The sequence below is a fragment of the Micromonospora sonchi genome (genome assembly GCF_014646235.1).
GTDB classification, from domain to species: Bacteria; Actinomycetota; Actinomycetes; order Mycobacteriales; family Micromonosporaceae; genus Micromonospora; species Micromonospora sonchi.
Window position 1 is genome coordinate 20,488 of record NZ_BMNB01000006.1, and the last position, 17,844, is coordinate 38,331.

Consider the following 17,844-nt stretch of genomic DNA (forward strand, 5'->3'; position numbering starts at 1 on the left):
CTGGCTTCCGCTCAGGCACCGGGTCTGACCCGGGCGGTCCAGTAGGTCAGGTCGGAGCGGTGCTCGGTCAGCGTCACCCGCTCGCCGCACGCCTCCTCGATCAGCTTCACGGCGTCATCCAGGTGGGCCGGGTAGTGGTCCCAGTCCGCGTCGCGGAACAGGTGCAGGCCGACCTCGCCCCGGTCGTCGCCGAGCGCTTCGGCAGCCTCCGGCGGCACCAGCACCACGGTGTAGCGGGCCGCCTCGATCTCCGCCTCCGACGGCTGCGGCTGGTCGGGGCCAGCAACGTTGCTTGCAACCGTTGCGGATCGGCGAGATCAAGTCAATACTCAACGCGACGAATCGGTACGTCTGTGTGATGGCCGGCGTGAGTGAGTGGAGGTGGCGATGTCCAAGGCGAACCAGCCGACCGTCGTCGGTCGGGGGCTCGGCGGTGAGCTGCGGGAGTTGCGCCAGGCCCGGAAGCTCGCCCTGCGCCGGGTGGCGACCCGGCTCGGCTGGCAGCCGTCGAAACTGTCCCGAATGGAGACCGGCATCCAGGGCATCCAGGCCGCCGATGTCGCCTCCCTGCTGGTGATCTACGGCGTCACCGGCGACGAGCGCAAGCGGCTGCTCGGCATGGCCGAGCGCTCCGCCGAGTCGGGCTGGTGGGAGGTGGTCGGCGGGCTCTCTGACGAGTCCCGGACGTTGATCCGGCTGGAGGCCGAGGCGACCACCATCGTCAACTGGGAACCGCTGCTGGTGCCGGGCCTGTTGCAGATCCCGGACTACACCCAGGCGGTGATGGTGGGCTGTGGGGTGCCGGCCGACGAGGCGCAGTCCCGGGTGGCCGCCCGGCTCGGCCGGCAGGCGATCCTGAGTCGGCCCGCCCCGCCGGCGCTGCACGCGCTCATCGACGAGGCGGTGTTGCGCCGGGCGCTCGGCGGGCCCCGGGTGATGGCCCGACAGTTGCGACACCTGGTCGAGGCCGCCGAGCGGCCGAACGTCACGCTGCGAGTGGTGCCGCTGGCGGTCGGCGCGCACACCGGGCTCGACGGTTCCTTCGCGCTGCTCGACTTTCCCCGCAACCGATCCGTGGTCTACCTCGACCACAAATTGACCGGTCTCTTTCTAGAGGAGGCGCCGCAGGTGGCCCACTTCCGGGGCGAGGCGGATAGGCTTGCCGGCATGGCGCTGAGCCCCGCCGAGTCGGTGCGGCTCGTTGCGCAGGTCGCAACGGAGCACGAACGGGAGTGAGCCGTGATCATCGATGTCGAGCTGTCGGGCGCGGCCTGGCGCAAGTCCAGCCGCAGCGGCTCCAACGCCAACTGCGTCGAGGTGGCCGAGCTGACCCGGGCGGTCGCCGTACGCGATTCCAAGGACCCGACCGGGCCGGTGCTGGCCTTCGAACGACCGGCCTGGTCGTCCTTCGTGATCGCTCTCGGGCGGCTGCATCGGGCGTGAACGGGTCACCCGCGGCCGTGGCTCCTTACCTCAGGTCCCTGCAAAAGCCTTGTTTTGCAGGGCCTGAGAGTTAGCCTCTGAACTGTCAGGAGCATTAGCTTCTGGAAGTGGACCCGGCAGCCCTCCGGACGGTGGGTGGGCCGGGTTTCGCGCTTTCAGACCGTGTGTGACTCCTCAGCCATCCGTTGGATAGCCGCACGCCATCTCCCTCGGCTGGCCCAGCATCATGCCGGTGCGTCGGGTATGGCCAGCAGGCACTCCTCGTGTGCCCGCAGGTGGTCGTAGCGGAGGCGGTCGGACAGGCCCGCTCGGTGCGGCTCCTCGTAGAGCACCCGTCGGTCGGCCTTAGCCCTCTGCCAGGTCCAGTGACTGGCAGGTGAAGAGGTCAGCTCTGGGCTAGACTTGGATAGGTGAAATAAGTCGAAGCTGCTTGCGAATACTGCAACTGTGCCGGAAGCTGGATGCGCGAGCCTCATGCAGCGGGCTCCGCAGCGAGGAGTGGATCATGGCCACGGCGACGACACTCGCGGCAACGGCGCTTCGGCTTTCCGAGGCAGCCAGCCGGAAGGACAGCCCGGAGTACGACTCACTGAAGTCCCTCTTCGCTCTCCTGTCGCAGCTTGACCGCGATGAGGTCCGCCTGGCGGGCCGCAACGCGGGGTCTGTCGCCGTTCCCGGTCTGGTGGTTGACCTGTTGAGGCAGGTCAGCGTCGTCTTGGATCGCGGGGACGGCGTGGTCGTGAGCGAGGTGGCGCGAGAGCTCACCACCACGGAGGCCGCGCGGGTGCTGGGCGTGTCGCGACCGACGTTGATCGGCCTGCTCGACAACGGTTCGATCAGGTCACACAAGGTGGGCACCCATCGACGAGTGGAGCTGGGGGACGTTCTGGCCTACCGTCGGCGCCGTATCTCACAACAGCGTGAGGCCTATGAAGCCTTGATGGCCGAGCAGGATGACCTGGGTGTATACGAGTAAACCTCTCACCTTGGCTTTAGCGATGCGGCATCGGTAGCCTGAACGCGTGCTGCCGGTGCCGCTTACCGCATTCGTGGATGCGAACGTCCTCTACTCGCGTTGCCTGCGTGATTGGTTGGTATTGGCGGCTCTCGACAGCCACCACACCGCCTATGAGCTTCGGTGGAGCGAGGCCGTACTGGCTGAGACCTTCTACCATCTACGCCGCAATCACCCCGGCGCACCCGAGCAGCAGATCGAGCGCTGGCGTGGCTTGATGGACGAGAATTTCCCTGACGCCAAGGTCGCCAACTGGGACCCCCAATCCGTGCCTTGTCCCAAAGATCCAAATGACCACCATGTCCTAGCCGCCGCACATGGTGGTGGAGTTGACATCCTCATCACCCGCGACGGTGACATCAGCGACTTCCAGAGATGTCTGGACCAGGTCGACGCTGGCATCGATGTGCAGCATGTCGACGCCTTTTTCTGCATGATCGCCGACCGTTACCCAGAGCTTGTTCGGCGGCGCTTCCTGTCCCAGATCATGTACTGGCAGCACCGGAAAAAGCTGCGCGAAGAGGATGCTGCGGACTTCAGCACGGACAGCCTGGACAAGGCGGGGGCTGGAAGATTCGCATTCCTGCTCAGGACCGACGAACGTTTCCGAATTTGGTGACCATCCGGCTCCCGGGAACCGGGGCCGTCGCCCAGCAGCAGGTGCGCCGGTGGGCCGCGACTGTTCGCGGGCGTTCTCTGTCGCACGAGCGGTGGTGTGTGGGCGGCACAACGACCGGTGGGTGGGCCGGGGCCGTGCACAGATTCCCGGCGTAGGCTCGGGGCGTGACGGAGAGCCGGGAGATCGAGGACATCCTGCAGCGTGGCGCGGACGGTGGGCGGATCACGCCCGAGGAGGCGCTGCTGCTCTACACCGAGGCGCCCTTCCACGCCCTCGGCGAGGCGGCTGATGCGGTACGGCGTCGTCGCTACCCGGACAACATCGTCACGTACCTGATCGACCGCAACATCAACTACACCAACGTCTGCGTGACGGCGTGCAAGTTCTGCGCGTTCTACCGGGCGCCGAAGCACAAGGAGGGGTGGACCCACCCCACCGAGGAGATCCTGCGCCGGTGCGGCGAGGCGGTCGAGCTGGGTGCCACCCAGGTCATGCTTCAGGGTGGCCACCACCCGGACTACGGCGTGGAGTACTACGAGGAGTTGTTCTCCTCGGTCAAGCAGGCGTACCCGCAGCTGGCCATCCACTCGATCGGGCCGAGCGAGATCCTGCACATGGCCAAGGTGTCCGGGGTGAGCCTGGACGAGGCCATCGCCCGGATCAAGGCCGCCGGGCTGGACTCGATCGCCGGCGCCGGCGCCGAGATGCTGCCGGATCGCCCCCGCAAGGCGATCGCGCCGCTGAAGGAGTCGGGCGAGCGCTGGCTGGAGGTCATGGAGCTGGCGCACCGGCAGGGCCTCGAATCGACCGCGACGATGATGATGGGCACCGGCGAGACCGCCGCCGAGCGCATTGAGCACCTGCGGATGATCCGCGACGTGCAGGACCGTACGCGGGGCTTCCGGGCCTTCATCCCGTGGACGTACCAGCCGGAGAACAACCATCTCAAGGGTCGGACCCAGGCGACCACCCTGGAATACCTGCGCCTGGTGGCGGTGGCCCGGCTGTTCTTCGAGACGGTGCCGCACCTGCAGGCGTCCTGGCTGACCACCGGCAAGGACGTGGGCCAGTTGGCCCTGCACATGGGGGTCGACGACCTCGGTTCGATCATGTTGGAGGAGAACGTCATCTCCTCGGCCGGCGCCCGGCACCGGTCGAACCTGCACGAGCTGATCGGGATGATCCGTTCCGCAGACCGGATCCCGGCCCAGCGGGACACCCTCTACAACAGACTGGCCGTGCATCACACGCCCGCTGACGATCCGACCGACGACCGAGTGGTCTCGCACTTCTCCTCGATCGCGCTGCCCGGCGGCGGGGCCGCCCGGTCACTGCCGCTGGTCGAGGCGAGCTGACCAGTACGCGCCAGATTACTGATCGTCATCGCTGACATGGCATCGCGTCAGCGGTGTGAATCCTGCTGTGGTCAGCCGAACGGCTGGGCGAATCATCCATCCGGCTCGAAGCGTCGGGCCGGCCCGACGCGCCGACAGGCGCGGCAGGGCAACAAGGCCCGTCAATCGGACAATCCTTAAGTGGCCATTAGCCGAGCAGCTTGTAACGGTTGTGAATCGGGGTGGCGCGGGGTGATCGTGGGCCGCTAACGTCCCCGCCCGTACGTTCCATTCACCCCACGGGGGGACCATTCCATGATCTTCCGTAACCGCCGCGCTGTCAGCATGGCCGCGGCCGCGCTGCTCGCCTCGGGCGCCTTCACCGCCCTGGGCGCGCCGGCCCACGCCGCTGGCACCGAGACCGACCTGGCGGTCACCACGGCCGGCACCCGGATCACCTCCGGCGTCGAGGGCAAGCTCGCCTGGATCAAGATCGCTAATCAGGGGAAGGGTACCCCGAGCCAGGTGGACGTCCTGGTCGACCTGTCCAAGGTGGACGCGAGCAGGCTCGAAATCGAGCCGTTCACCTTGGGTGCGTGCGGCATCAACGGCGGCCCTCCGCCCGAGTCGTTCCTCTGCTCCCTCAGCGACGAGGAGATCCCCGGGCCGGGCGAGACGGTCGAGGTACCGCTGATCATCGGCAATCTCGCCAAGGGTGCCACCGAGCCGTACAGCGCCCCGGTGACGATCAGCATCGAGTCGGAAGGCGACACCGACGAGAGCAACAACAGCATCGAGGTCGACATCGAGCTGACCCCGGAGAGCGGCGTCGACCTGGGTGTGTTCGTTCCCGACGTGAAGACCCGCTTCGACTTCGATACCGGCGAGGAGGGCCCGCTGCGGTCGGGCGACACCGCCCTGCTCTTCAGCGCAACGTTCAACTGGGGCGACGTGACCGCTCGGGGGGTCAAGTTGACCTTCCAGCTGCCGAAGGGGGCCACCTTCGCCTTCCCGGTCGAGCTCTGCGCCTACAGCGCCGACAAGCGCACTGCTGTGTGCGATGAGAAGGATCTCGTGCTCGAGCCGAACATGGCGCTGTTCTACGACCTTCCCGTTGTGGTGGACGAGGGCGTTGACGCCCCCACAGCGCTGAAGGGCGGATCGCTGAAGGCCGAGGCGCTGGGTGTCCTTCCGGCCGGCGCGCGGATCAGCGCGCAGGCCAAGAAGCCCGCCTCCGACCGGGCTGAGGTGCGCAGCATCGACGACACGGAGTACGCCGACGTCGACCCGTCCGACAACGTCGACGACTTCGCGGTGATTGTCTCCGCCCCGAGCGACGGTGGCGGTGGCGGTGGCGGCCTGCCGGTCACCGGCGTGCAGGCCGGCCTGATCGGTGCGGTCGGCGTGGGCGTGGTGCTCGCCGGCGTGGCGATGTTCCTGGTCGCCCGCCGTCGCCGGGTGGTCGTGGTCGCCCCGACCGACGAGAAGACCAACGACTGAGGTTCGTCCTCTATCGGCCCGCACGGGCCGTTCACATAACGCAAGGCAGCGCGGGCGGGATGGGTCAGCCATCCCGCCCGCACTGTGTCGTGGGTGGGCACCGCCCACCCTGGGCGAGCGCGGTCGGCGGTCGGGCTGGCAGAGTGGAGGAGTGAGCCGTACCCCCGAGGGCCAGCGCGCCAGCCTGGACAAGCAGCCGCACGAGGTCGCCGCGATGTTCGACGGCGTCGCAGCCCGCTACGACCTGACCAACACCGTCCTCTCCTTCGGACAGGACCGGTTCTGGCGGCGGGCCACCCGGGCCGCGCTCGAACTGCGTCCCGGTGATCGGGTGCTCGACGTGGGCGCGGGCACCGGTGTCTCCACCGAGGAGCTTTCCCACTCCGGGGCGTACGCGGTCGGCGCCGACCTGTCGCTCGGCATGCTGTACGCCGGCAAGCGGACCCGGCCACACGTGCCGTTGCTGGCCGGGGACGCCCTGCGGCTGCCCTTCGCCGACGCCAGCTTCGACGCGGTGACCATCTCCTTCGCGCTGCGCAACGTCAACGACACCGACGCGGCACTGCGCGAGCTGGCCCGGGTCACCCGGCCGGGTGGCCGTCTGGTGGTCTGCGAGTTCAGCACCCCGGTCAATCCCGCCTTCCGCACCGTCTATCTGTCGTACCTGATGCGGTCCCTGCCGTCTGTGGCGCGGGCCGTCTCCAGCAACCCCGACGCGTACGTCTACCTTGCCGAGTCGATCCGGGCCTGGCCGGATCAGCCCGCCCTGGCGGAGCGGGTGGGCGCGGCCGGTTGGCGCCGGGTGGCGTGGCGCAACCTGACCGGTGGCGTGGTGGCCCTGCATCGCGGGACACGGGAATAATCCGATTCTTGCGTTAATGTGCTGATCTGACCAATTTGGCGGCGTAGGCTGGCCGGCATGACGGATCCGAGGGACGTGGCGACCGGCGATGCCGCCGAGTTGGTGGATCAGCTCCGGGAATTGGCCGGCGTGGATCCTGCCGACGTGCGCCAGGTGGTCTCCGAGGTGCTCGCGGCCCTGGACCGCGCGGCGGGCGGCACGCTGCGGGAACACCTTCCGGAGACCATCCGCGCCGGTCTCGACGCGGTCGGCCCCAGCCGTTCCTGAGGAGGCGCGACCCCGACCCGCCCCGTGGATTCTGCGCGCCCGTCGCCGGTTAGGCTGCCCTAACAAGGCGAGCGTAAGGCGCTGGTCATAGACTCATCCCGGCTGGCTTGTGAAGCATTTCACGAGCATGCGGGGAGGAGGCGCGGATGACCGCGGTGGAGAACGACGCCGACGTGATCGTCGTGGGCGCCGGTCCCGGTGGCTCGGCGACCGCGTACCACCTGGCGCAACACGGCGTACGCGTGCTGCTGCTGGAGAAGACCGAGTTCCCCCGGGAGAAGGTCTGCGGTGACGGGCTGACCCCACGTGCGGTGCGGCAGCTGATCCGGATGGGTGTGGACACCTCGCCCGAGGCGGGCTGGCTGCACAATCGTGGCCTGCGGGTGATCGGCGGCGGCGTCCGGCTGGAGCTGGACTGGCCGGATCTGGCGAGCTTCCCGAATTACGGTCTGGTGCGCAGCCGGATGGACTTCGACGACCTGCTCGCGCGGCAGGCCGTGAGCGCGGGCGCGACTCTGCGTACCAGCGTCAACGTCACCGGCCCGGTGCTCGACGGCGACGGCCGGGTGATCGGGGTGCAGGCCGAGGAGGGCCGGGACAAGGTCCCCGCCACCTTCCACGCGCCGCTGGTGGTCGCCGCCGACGGCGTCTCCGGCCGCCTCCCGCTCGCCCTCGGACTGGCCAAGCGGGAGGACCGGCCGATCGGCGTGGCGGTTCGGCGCTACTACCGTTCCGAGGTCCGGCACGACGACGACTACCTGGAGTCCTGGCTGGAGCTGCGGGCCAAGGGCAGCGGTGAACTGCTGCCCGGGTACGGCTGGATCTTCGGTCTCGGTGACGGCCGGGTCAACGTCGGGCTCGGCATCCTGAACTCGTCGTCGGCCTTCGGGAAGACCAACTACCGGCGGCTGCTGACCGACTGGTTGGCCAACACCCCGCCGGAGTGGGGGATGGCCGACGAGGCGAACGCCGAGGGGTCGATCCTCGGCGCGGCGCTGCCGATGGGCTTCAACCGGGTGCCGCACTACACCCGTGGCGTGATGCTGGTCGGCGACTCCGGCGGGATGGTCAACCCGTTCAACGGCGAGGGCATCGCGTACGCGATGGAATCCGGCGAACTGGCCGCGGAGGTCGCGGTGCAGGCGCTGGCCCGACCGGCCGGTGCCGAGCGGGAGCGGGCGCTGCTGGCGTACCCGCAGGAGCTGAAGACCCGGTTCGGCGGCTACTACCGACTGGGCGGGATCTTCGTGAAGCTGATCGGCCGGCCGGAGATCATGCGCGTGGCGACGAAGCACGGCATGCCCCACCCGATGCTGATGCGCTTCGTGCTGAAGCTGCTGGCCAACCTCACCGACCCCCGTGGCGGTGACGCGATGGACCGGGTGATCAACGCGATGACCCGGGTGGCGCCGGCGGTCTAGGCGCAAGGTCGACCCCGCCGACGGCCGCCGGGTGGGATGTGAATAGTGTGAATTTCGCCAAGAACGAGGGCAGGGAAGGACGAGCAGGAGAAGAAGATGTCGCTCTCGCCTTACGTACCCATCATCGGGCTGTTCGCCCTCGCCGCGGCCTTCGCGCTGTTCTCGATAGCCGCCGCCCGGTTCACCGGACCCCGTCGCTACAACAGGGCCAAGCTCGAAGCCTACGAGTGTGGGATCGAACCTAGCCCGCAGCCGATCGGCGGAACCCGGATCCCGGTCAAGTTCTACCTGACAGCGATGCTCTTCATCGTCTTCGACGTGGAAATGATCTTCCTGTACCCGTGGGCGGTCTCCTTCAACGCCCTACCGGTGTTCGGATTCGTGGCCATGTCGGTGTTCATCGGTGCGGTCTTCGTCGCGTACGCCTACGAGTGGCGGCGCGGCGGCCTGGACTGGGACTGAGAGAGGAACGCAGATGGGTATCGAGGAGAAACTTCCCGCCGGCGTTCTGCTGACCTCGGTGGAGAAGCTGGTCAACTGGTCGCGCAAGTCGTCGGTCTGGGGCGCCACGTTCGGCCTGGCCTGCTGCGCGATCGAGATGATGGCCGCCGGTGGCCCGCACTACGACATGGGCCGGTGGGGCATGGAGGTCTTCCGGGCCTCGCCCCGGCAGGCCGACCTGATGATCGTCGCCGGCCGGGTGAGCCAGAAGATGGCCCCGGTGCTGCGGCAGATCTACGACCAGATGGCCGAGCCCCGCTGGGTGCTCTCCATGGGTGTCTGCGCCAGCAGCGGTGGCATGTTCAACAACTACGCCATCGTGCAGGGCGTCGACCACGTCGTGCCGGTCGACATGTACCTCCCCGGCTGCCCGCCCCGGCCGGAGATGCTCATCGACGCGATCCTCAAGCTGCGCGAGAAGATCGGCCACGAGCCGCTCGGGCCGAACGGCCGCAAGATGCTGGCCGCCCGCGAGGCGCGTGGTGACGTCCCGGTAGTGCCGTACGGCTCGATGCCGTCGTCGTACCGCAGCGACAAGGCCCGCCGCGCCGAGTGGACGAAGGCCGTCCGCGAGGGGCGCGAGGAGCAGCTGCGCATCGAGAACTGGATGAAGGCCCAGAACCACCTCCAGCCGTACCGGGGGATCAAGTGACTGACTCCAAGCCGACCTCGGGTAACGTCCCGGTTCCGGTGACGCCGGCCGGAGCCACCAGCGGCGCGCCCGCCGGGTTTCCGCCGGCCAGCCCGGCCGGCCGGGGCATGTTCGGCAACCAGGGCACCGGTGACACCTCGGGCTTCGGCGGCCTGGTCCGCCAGCGCCAGCCGATCGAGGACTCGCCCCGGCCGTACGGCGGCTACTTCGACGAGGTCCGCGACGCGCTGGAGGAGGCGTACCCGGCCTTCGGCGAGGCCATCGAGCACGTGGTGGTCGACCGCGACGAGCTGACCCTGCACATCCGCCCCGAGCGGATCGCCGAGGTCTGCCAGGTGATGCGGGACGACGCGGCGCTGCGGTTCGAGCTCTGCTCCTCGGTGTCCGGAGTGGACTACCTGGGCGCGGACGACCGTCGGCTGCACGTCGTCTACCAGCTCACCTCGATGACCTACCGGCGGCGGGTGCGGTTGGAGGTCGCCGTCACCGCCGAGGATCCGCACGTGCCCAGCGTCACCTCCGTCTACCCGACCGCCGACTGGCAGGAGCGGGAGGCGTACGACATGTTCGGCGTCGTCTTCGACGGCCACCCGGCGCTGACCCGCATCCTCATGCCGGACGACTGGGAGGGTCACCCTCAGCGCAAGGACTACCCCCTCGGCGGCGTGCCCGTGGAGTACAAGGGCGCCGAGATCCCGCCGCCCGACAAGCGGAGGTCTTACCAATGACCACGTCCAACTACGCCACCGAGCGCGAAACCACCGAGGGCCGTGTCTTCACCGTCACCGGCGGGGACTGGGACGACGTGGTCTCGGGCGTCGACCCGATCAACGAGGGTCGGATCGTCGTCAACATGGGCCCGCAGCACCCGTCCACGCACGGGGTGCTGCGGCTGGTCCTGGAGCTTGAGGGCGAGACGGTCCGGGACGTCCGCTCGGTCATCGGCTACCTGCACACCGGCATCGAGAAGAACCTCGAGTACCGCAACTGGGTTCAGGGTTCGACCTTCGTGACCCGGATGGACTACCTCTCCCCGATCTTCAACGAGACGGCGTACTCGCTGGCGGTGGAGAAGCTGCTCGGCATCACCGACGACGTGACCGAGCGGGCCAACACCATCCGGGTGCTCATGATGGAGCTGAACCGGATCTCCTCGCACCTGGTCTGGGTGGCCACCACCGGCATGGAGCTGGGTGCCATCTCGATCATGCTCTACGGCTTCCGGGATCGCGAGTACATCCTGGAGATCTTCGAGCTGATCACCGGCCTGCGGATGAACCACGCGTACGTCCGGCCGGGTGGGGTCGCCCAGGACGTGCCGGACGAGGCGATCGTCAAGATCCGCGAGTTCCTCAAGCTGATGCCGAAGCGGCTCAAGGAGTACGAGGACCTGCTCTCCGGCCAGCCGATCTGGCTGGAGCGGACGAAGAACGTCGCGGTGCTCGACGTGACCGGCTGCCTGGCGCTCGGCGTCACCGGGCCGGTGCTGCGCTCGGCGGGCCTGGCCTGGGACCTGCGCAAGACGATGCCGTACTGCGGCTACGAGGGCTACGAGTTCGACGTGCCGACGCACGCTGACGGCGACGTCTGGGGCCGCTACCTGGTCCGGATGGCCGAGATGCGCGAGTCGCTCAAGATCGTCGAGCAGGCATTGGACCGGCTCAAGCCGGGTCCGGTGATGGTGGCCGACAAGAAGATCGCCTGGCCGGCGCAGCTGGCCATCGGCGTCGACGGCATGGGCAACTCGCTGGAGCACGTCGCCAAGATCATGGGGCAGTCGATGGAGTCCCTGATCCACCACTTCAAGCTGGTGACGGAGGGCTTCCGGGTGCCGCCGGGCCAGGTGTACGTCGGCATCGAGTCGCCCCGCGGCGAGCTGGGCGTGCACGCGGTCTCCGACGGCGGCACCCGGCCGTACCGGGTGCACTACCGGGAGCCGAGCTTCGTCAACCTCCAGGCCCTGCCGGCGATGGCCGAGGGCGGCCTGATCGCCGACGTGATCGCCGGCGGCGCCTCGCTGGACCCGGTAATGGGAGGTTGTGACCGGTGACTGTTTTCACGGACGAGACGAGGGCCCGGGCGCGGGAGATCATCGCCCGCTACCCGGCGGACCGGTCCCGCTCGGCGCTGCTGCCCCTGCTGCACCTCGTGCAGTCCGAGGAGGGTTACGTCTCCCCGGCCGGCGTGACGTTCTGCGCCGAGGTGCTCGGCCTGAACAAGGCCCAGGTCGGCGCGGTGGCCAGCTTCTACACCATGTACAAGCGCCGGCCCACCGGCGACTGGCTGGTCAGCGTCTGCACCAACACGATGTGCGACGTGCTCGGCGGCCAGCAGGTCTACGAGGCGCTCGCCGAGCACCTGGGGGTCGGGCACGACGAGACCACCGCCGACGGGCAGATCACGCTGGAGCACGCCGAGTGTCTGGCGGCCTGTGACTACGGCCCGGTGATGACCGTCAACTACGACTTCTTCGACGGCGTCGACCCGCAGACCGCGGTGGGCCTGGTCGACGAGCTGCGTGCCGGTGGCCGGCCCAGCCCGAGCCGGGGTGCCCGCCTCTGCACGCTCAAGGAGATGTCCATCCAGCTCGCCGGCTTCGCCGACGAGCGCGAGGGCGCGGTCGCCGACGGCGTACCGGGCGAGCCGAGCCTGCGCGGCCTGCGGCTGGCCCAGCAGCACGGCATCTCGGCGCCGGGCTTCGACCCGAACGCCCCGATCCGCAGCGGCCAGGCCGGCGACAAGCCGGCCCCGGCCACCCCGGCGAAGGCCGCGCCGACCGGCAGCACCGCACCCGACGTGGCGGCCCCGGACCGCAAGTCACCGCAGGTGCGTACGGCCGAGACCCGGCAGCCGGACGCGAAGACCGCCGTGCCGGATGCCCCCGGCACCAAGATCCCGGCCGACGGGACGCCGCCGGCGCCCCGCGACGCGCAGGCGGCGGAGGCCGCCGGGGCGGCGGCCAACGTACCGTCCGGTGACGCCAAGCCTGCCGGCGACGACGCCGAGGCGCAGGAGCGCAACCTCAGGGAAGCGGAGTCGACCACCACCGGCTCCGCCAACGACAAGGGGGGCCAGCAGTGACCACGCCTCGGCCGGAGACCCTGGCCAAGCTGACGCCGGTGCTCACCAAGCGCTGGCTGTCGCCCGATGCCTGGCGGATCGGCACCTACGAGAAGCTGGACGGCTACGCGGCGCTGCGCAAGGCGCTCAAGGCGCACCCGGACGACCTGATCCAACTGGTCAAGGACTCCGGGCTGCGCGGCCGCGGTGGCGCCGGCTTCCCGACCGGCCTCAAGTGGGGCTTCATCCCGCAGGGCGACGGCAAGCCGCATTATCTCGTGGTCAACGCCGACGAGGGCGAGCCGGGCACCTGCAAGGACCTGCCGCTCATGACGCACGACCCGCACTCGCTGGTCGAGGGCGCGATCATCGCGTCGTACGCGATCCGGGCCAATCGGGCCTACATCTACATCCGGGGCGAGGCGGTGCACGCCGCGCGGCGGCTGCGCAACGCGGTGAACGAGGCGTACGCCAAGGGCTACCTCGGGCGGAACATCCTCGGCACGGGCTTCGACCTGGAACTGGTGGTGCACTCGGGCGCCGGGGCGTACATCTGCGGCGAGGAGACGGCGCTGCTCGACTCGCTGGAGGGCTTCCGGGGGCAGCCCCGGCTGCGCCCGCCGTTCCCGGCGACGCACGGCCTGTACGCCAGCCCCACCGTGGTCAACAACGTCGGCACCATCGCCAGCGTGCCGCACATCGTGCTCGGTGGTGCGGACTGGTGGAAGTCCATGGGCACGGAGAAGTCCGCCGGGTCGATGATCTACTCCCTCTCGGGTCGGATCGCCAACCCCGGTCAGTACGAGTGCGGGCTCGGCATCACGCTTCGTGAGCTGATCGAGCTGGCCGGTGGCATGCAGCCGGGCCACAACCTGAAGTTCTGGACCCCGGGCGGCTCGTCGACCCCGTTGCTCACCGCCGAGCACCTGGACGTGCCGCTGGACTTCGAGGGCGTCGCGGCCGCCGGCTCGATCCTCGGCACCACCGCGACCCAGATCTTCTCCGACCAGGACTGCCCGGTCTACGCGACCTACCGGTGGCTGGAGTTCTACCACCACGAGTCGTGCGGCAAGTGCACCCCGTGCCGGGAAGGCAACTACTGGATGGTCCGGGTCTACCGGCGCATCCTCGCCGGCCAGGGCACCCACGAGGACCTGGACACCCTGCTCGACACCTGCGACAACATCCTCGGTCGCTCGTTCTGCGGCCTGGGCGACGGTGCCACCAGCTCGGTGACCTCGTCGCTGAAGTACTTCAAGCAGGACTACCTCGACTACATCGAGGGCCGGACCGCGCCGAGGTTGTCCGACAAGCAGCTGGTGGGAGCCCACTGATGACGGACGTTGCCAAGTCGACCGAGACGGTCACGCTCACCATCGACGGTGTCGAGGTCACGGCCCCCAAGGGGGCGCTGCTGATCCGCGTCGCCGAGCAGATGGGCACCGAGATCCCCCGGTTCTGCGACCACCCGCTGCTGGCCCCGGCCGGGGCCTGCCGGCAGTGCCTGGTGGAGGTGGAGGGGCAGCGCAAGCCCGTCGCCTCCTGCACCCAGACGGTCGCCGAGGGCATGGTGGTCCGTACCCAGCTCACCTCCCCGGTCGCCAAGAAGGCGCAGGAGGGGGTCATGGAGCTGCTGCTGCTCAACCACCCGCTCGACTGCCCGATGTGCGACAAGGGCGGCGAGTGCCCGCTGCAGAACCAGGCCATGTCGACCGGGCGCACCGACTCCCGGTTCCACGAGCACAAGCGGGAGTACCCGAAGCCGCTGCCGATCAGCACCCAGGTGCTGCTCGACCGCGAGCGGTGCGTGCTCTGCCAGCGCTGCACCCGGTTCTCCGAGGAGATCGCGGGCGACAAGTTCATCGACCTGATGAACCGCTCGTCGGCCGAGGAGATCAACATCTACCGGGACGAGGCGTACGGCGCGGAGGGCGACGAGGGGGACGTCCCGTTCAACTCGTACTTCTCCGGCAACACCGTGCAGATCTGCCCGGTCGGTGCGCTGACCGGCACCCAGTACCGGTTCCGCGCCCGCCCGTTCGACCTGGTCTCCAGCCCGAGCGTGTGCGAACACTGCTCGGCCGGCTGCGCCCAGCGCACCGACTGGCGGCGGGGCAAGGTGCTGCGCCGGCTGGCCGGCGACGACCCGCAGGTCAACGAGGAGTGGAACTGCGACAAGGGCCGCTGGGCCTTCCAGTACGCCCGCGCCGCCGACCGGCTCACCACCCCGCTGGTCCGCGACAAGCACACCGGTGAGCTGCGCGAGGCATCCTGGAGCGAGGCGTTCAGCGTCGCCGCCGAGGGGCTGCGCGCCGCCCGGGACGGCGCCGAGGGCACCGCGGTGCTCACCGGCGGCCGGCTGACCGTCGAGGACGCGTACGCGTACGCCAAGTTCGCCCGGATCGCCCTGAACACCAACGACATCGACTTCCGGGCCCGCCCGGTCTCCCGCGAGGAGGCCGACTTCCTGGCCAGCACGGTCGCCGGCCGCACCGACGTCACCTACACCGACGTCGAGAACGCCCCGGCCGTGGTGCTGGTCGGCCTGGAGCCCGAGGAGGAGTGCCCGATCCTCTTCCTCCGGCTGCGCAAGGCGTACCTGAAGAACCAGCTGAAGGTGTACGCGATCGCGCCGTTCGCCACCCGCGGCCTGGAGAAGCTCGGCGCCAAGCTGGCCCGGGTGGTGCCGGGCGAGGAGGCCGGCGTGCTCGCCGAGCACGCGACGGTCGCCGAGGCGCTCAGCACCGAGGGCGCGATCCTGATCGTCGGCGAGCGGCTGGCCACCGTGCCCGGCGGCCTCTCCGCCGCCGCCGAGGTGGCCGCCCGGACCGGCGCGAAGCTGGCCTGGGTGCCGCGGCGCGCGGGTGACCGTGGTGCCGTCGACGCCGGCTGCCTGCCGAACCTGCTGCCCGGTGGGCGACTGGTCACCGAGCCGGCCGCCCGCGCCGAGCTGGGCGAGGCGTGGGACATCCCGGCCGGGGTGATCCCGAGCCAGGCCGGCCGGGACACCGACGGCATCCTTGCCGCCGCCGCCGCGGGCCAGCTCGGTGCCCTGGTGGTGGCCGGGGTCGACCCGGCCGACCTGGCCGACCCGCGCCTGGCCGAGCAGGCCCTGGACGCGGTGCCGTTCCTGGTCAGCCTGGAGCTGCGGGCCAGCGCCGTGACCCGCCGGGCGGACGTCGTGCTGCCGGTGGCGCCGGTGGTCGAGAAGGCCGGCAGCTTCCTGGACTGGGAAGGCCGGCTGCGCCCGTTCGACGCGGTGCTGGAAACGGCCGCGATGACCGATGGCCGGGTGCTCGACGCGCTCGCCGCCCAGCTGGACGTGCGGCTGGGCACCGGGGACGTGCTGAGCGTCCGGCGCGAGCTGGGCGGTCTGCCGGCGACCCGGACGGATCGCCCGAGCGCCCCCACCGTCGAGCCGGGCACCCTCCGGCAGCTCGGCACCGGCGAGGCGATCCTGGCGACCTGGCACCAGCTGATCGACCTGGGCAGCCTCACCGACGGTGACGAGCACCTGGGCGGCACCGCCCGCCCGCCGGTGGTCCGGCTGGGCAAGGGCACCGCCGAGGCGCTCGGTCTCGCCGACGGCGACCCGGTGACGGTGGGCACCGACCGAGGGGCACTCACCCTGCCGGCCGCGATCACCGAGATGCCGGACGGTGTGGTCTGGTTGCCCACCAACTCGCCCGGCTCGACCGTGCGCCGCAGCCTGGGTGCGACCTCCGGTGCGGTGGTGCGGATCTCCGTACCCGCCACGACCGCACCGGTCGCTGCCGACGCGGCCGGTCAGCCCGGCCCGCTCCTCAACTCCTCCGGGGGTGTCGCATGAACCTTGCGCAGGCGCCATCGTTGACCGACTTCGGCCACGATCCGTGGTGGCTGGTCCTCGGCAAGATTGTCTTCGCCTTCGTCGTCGCCCTGCTCGGCACGCTGCTCGGTGTCTGGTTCGAGCGACGGGTCGTCGGCTTCATGCAGGTGCGGCCCGGCCCCAACCAGCTCGGTCCGTTCGGTCTGCTGCAGACGCTCGCCGACGGCCTGAAGATGGCCTTCAAGGAGGACATCCTCCCGAAGGCGGCGGACAAGGTCATCTACTTCTTCGCCCCGGCCATCTCGGTGATCTGTGCGGTCACCGCGTTGTCGGTGATCCCCTTCGGCCCGATGGTGAGCATCTTCGGTCACCAGACGCCGCTGCAGGTCACCGACGTGCCGGTGGCGGTGCTGGTGGTGCTCGCTCTCTCGTCGATGGCGGTGTACGGCATCGTGCTCGCCGGCTGGGCCTCCGGTTCGACCTACCCGCTGCTGGGTGGGCTGCGCTCCACGGCTCAGCTGATCTCGTACGAGGTGGCGCTGGGGCTGTCCATCGTGGCGGTGTTCATGCTCTCGGGCACGATGTCGACCAGCGAGATCGTGGCCGCTCAGAGCAACGGACCCCAGCTGACCCTGTTCGGCAGCGAGTTCCAGTTGCCGGGCTGGTATGCGCTGCTGCTCTTCCCGAGCTTCGTCATCTTCTTCATCTCCATCGTCGGCGAGACCAACCGACCGCCGTTCGACCTGCCGGAGGCGGAGTCGGAGCTGGTGGCCGGCTTCATGACGGAGTACAGCTCGCTGAAGTTCGCGCTGATCATGCTCAGCGAGTACGTCGCGATGGTGACCATGTCGGCCTTCACCGTGACGCTCTTCCTGGGCGGCTGGCACGCGCCGTGGCCGCTGAACCTGTGGTCGGGCGCCAACTCCGGCTGGTGGCCGCTGCTCTGGTTCTTCGGCAAGGTCGTCCTGCTGGTCTTCGTCTTCGTCTGGCTGCGCGGCACGCTGCCCCGGCTGCGGTACGACCAGCTCATGCGCCTCGGCTGGAAGGTGCTGATCCCGATCAGCCTGGTCTGGGTCGTGGTGCTGGCCTGGCTGCGCACCGTCGACGACTGGGAGACGAAGAGCCGTCTGTACGCCATCGGCATCCCGGCCGGCATCCTGCTGCTCGCCGCGATGTTCTGGCCGAGCCGTAAGCCGCAGCCGCAGCCGACCCTCGCCGAGCAGGTCGAGAACCGGCCGCCGGGCAGCTTCCCGCTGCCTCCGCTGGATCTCCAGGTACCACCGAGCCCGCGCACCCGGCGCATGGTCGCCGAGCGGGAGCCGGCCAACGTTCCCGCCGGCCAGGACTCTGAGGAGGTGTGAC

18 protein-coding genes are annotated in these 17,844 nt (G+C 69.5%); 17 read left to right on the forward strand and 1 reads right to left on the reverse strand.

The genetic code is table 11. The annotated features are described in order from the left end of the window. Positions 1–11: 11 nt before the first annotated feature. A complete protein-coding gene (locus tag IEY61_RS08150) occupies positions 12–218 on the reverse strand; it encodes a hypothetical protein (RefSeq protein ID WP_189042142.1) in 207 nt (68 codons plus the stop codon). Between the two features lie 169 nt (positions 219–387). Here IEY61_RS08150 and IEY61_RS08155 point away from each other — a divergent pair, with 169 nt between their 5' ends. From IEY61_RS08155 to nuoH, 17 genes are all read left to right on the forward strand, one after another. Then, positions 388–1,236 (forward strand): helix-turn-helix domain-containing protein, encoded by an 849-nt coding sequence (locus IEY61_RS08155; RefSeq protein ID WP_189042144.1) that lies wholly within the window; start codon positions 388–390, stop codon positions 1,234–1,236. 6 nt (positions 1,237–1,242) lie between these two features. Further along, the gene (locus tag IEY61_RS08160) at positions 1,243–1,443 is read left to right on the forward strand and encodes a DUF397 domain-containing protein (protein WP_189042488.1); all 201 of its coding nucleotides are present in this window, start codon (positions 1,243–1,245) and stop codon (positions 1,441–1,443) included. A 505-nt stretch (positions 1,444–1,948) separates the two neighbouring features. Further along, positions 1,949–2,419 carry a helix-turn-helix domain-containing protein gene (locus tag IEY61_RS08165; protein WP_189042146.1) on the forward strand — a complete coding sequence of 157 codons (471 nt, stop codon included), beginning with the start codon at positions 1,949–1,951 and terminating at the stop codon, positions 2,417–2,419. Positions 2,420–2,465: 46 nt separating this feature from the next. Continuing rightward, positions 2,466–3,077: a PIN domain-containing protein gene (locus tag IEY61_RS08170; protein ID WP_189042148.1), complete on the forward strand. Its 612-nt coding sequence runs from the start codon at positions 2,466–2,468 to the stop codon at positions 3,075–3,077. 164 nt (positions 3,078–3,241) lie between these two features. Beyond that, positions 3,242–4,432, forward strand: a complete 1,191-nt coding sequence (gene mqnC, locus IEY61_RS08175) for a cyclic dehypoxanthinyl futalosine synthase (RefSeq protein WP_189042150.1) — start codon at positions 3,242–3,244, stop codon at positions 4,430–4,432. 294 nt (positions 4,433–4,726) lie between these two features. After that, the gene (locus tag IEY61_RS08180) at positions 4,727–5,911 is read left to right on the forward strand and encodes an LPXTG cell wall anchor domain-containing protein (RefSeq protein WP_189042152.1); all 1,185 of its coding nucleotides are present in this window, start codon (positions 4,727–4,729) and stop codon (positions 5,909–5,911) included. 151 nt (positions 5,912–6,062) lie between these two features. After that, positions 6,063–6,773 (forward strand): demethylmenaquinone methyltransferase, encoded by a 711-nt coding sequence (locus tag IEY61_RS08185; RefSeq protein WP_189042154.1) that lies wholly within the window; start codon positions 6,063–6,065, stop codon positions 6,771–6,773. A 57-nt stretch (positions 6,774–6,830) separates the two neighbouring features. After that, a complete protein-coding gene (locus IEY61_RS08190; RefSeq protein WP_189042156.1) occupies positions 6,831–7,040 on the forward strand; it encodes a hypothetical protein in 210 nt (69 codons plus the stop codon). Positions 7,041–7,186: 146 nt separating this feature from the next. Continuing rightward, positions 7,187–8,461, forward strand: a complete 1,275-nt coding sequence (locus IEY61_RS08195) for a geranylgeranyl reductase family protein (RefSeq protein WP_189042158.1) — start codon at positions 7,187–7,189, stop codon at positions 8,459–8,461. A gap of 96 nt (positions 8,462–8,557) precedes the next feature. Next, positions 8,558–8,923 carry an NADH-quinone oxidoreductase subunit A gene (locus IEY61_RS08200; RefSeq protein WP_189042160.1) on the forward strand — a complete coding sequence of 122 codons (366 nt, stop codon included), beginning with the start codon at positions 8,558–8,560 and terminating at the stop codon, positions 8,921–8,923. A gap of 13 nt (positions 8,924–8,936) precedes the next feature. After that, the gene (locus IEY61_RS08205) at positions 8,937–9,614 is read left to right on the forward strand and encodes a NuoB/complex I 20 kDa subunit family protein (RefSeq protein WP_119578786.1); all 678 of its coding nucleotides are present in this window, start codon (positions 8,937–8,939) and stop codon (positions 9,612–9,614) included. Continuing rightward, a complete protein-coding gene (locus IEY61_RS08210; protein WP_189042162.1) occupies positions 9,611–10,342 on the forward strand; it encodes an NADH-quinone oxidoreductase subunit C in 732 nt (243 codons plus the stop codon). The genes IEY61_RS08205 and IEY61_RS08210 overlap by 4 nt, the downstream gene beginning before the upstream one ends. Beyond that, positions 10,339–11,664 (forward strand): NADH-quinone oxidoreductase subunit D, encoded by a 1,326-nt coding sequence (locus tag IEY61_RS08215; RefSeq protein ID WP_189042164.1) that lies wholly within the window; start codon positions 10,339–10,341, stop codon positions 11,662–11,664. The genes IEY61_RS08210 and IEY61_RS08215 overlap by 4 nt, the downstream gene beginning before the upstream one ends. Continuing rightward, on the forward strand, positions 11,661–12,695 hold the full coding sequence (gene nuoE / locus IEY61_RS08220; protein WP_189042166.1) for an NADH-quinone oxidoreductase subunit NuoE: 1,035 nt from the start codon (positions 11,661–11,663) through the stop codon (positions 12,693–12,695). The genes IEY61_RS08215 and nuoE overlap by 4 nt, the downstream gene beginning before the upstream one ends. Beyond that, positions 12,692–14,008 (forward strand): NADH-quinone oxidoreductase subunit NuoF, encoded by a 1,317-nt coding sequence (gene nuoF, locus IEY61_RS08225; protein WP_189042168.1) that lies wholly within the window; start codon positions 12,692–12,694, stop codon positions 14,006–14,008. The genes nuoE and nuoF overlap by 4 nt, the downstream gene beginning before the upstream one ends. Continuing rightward, positions 14,008–16,503: an NADH-quinone oxidoreductase subunit G gene (locus IEY61_RS08230; protein ID WP_189042170.1), complete on the forward strand. Its 2,496-nt coding sequence runs from the start codon at positions 14,008–14,010 to the stop codon at positions 16,501–16,503. Before nuoF ends, IEY61_RS08230 begins: the two co-directional genes overlap by 1 nt. Then, on the forward strand, positions 16,500–17,843 hold the full coding sequence (nuoH, locus tag IEY61_RS08235; protein WP_189042172.1) for an NADH-quinone oxidoreductase subunit NuoH: 1,344 nt from the start codon (positions 16,500–16,502) through the stop codon (positions 17,841–17,843). Before IEY61_RS08230 ends, nuoH begins: the two co-directional genes overlap by 4 nt. The last annotated feature ends 1 nt before the right edge of the window (position 17,844 follow it).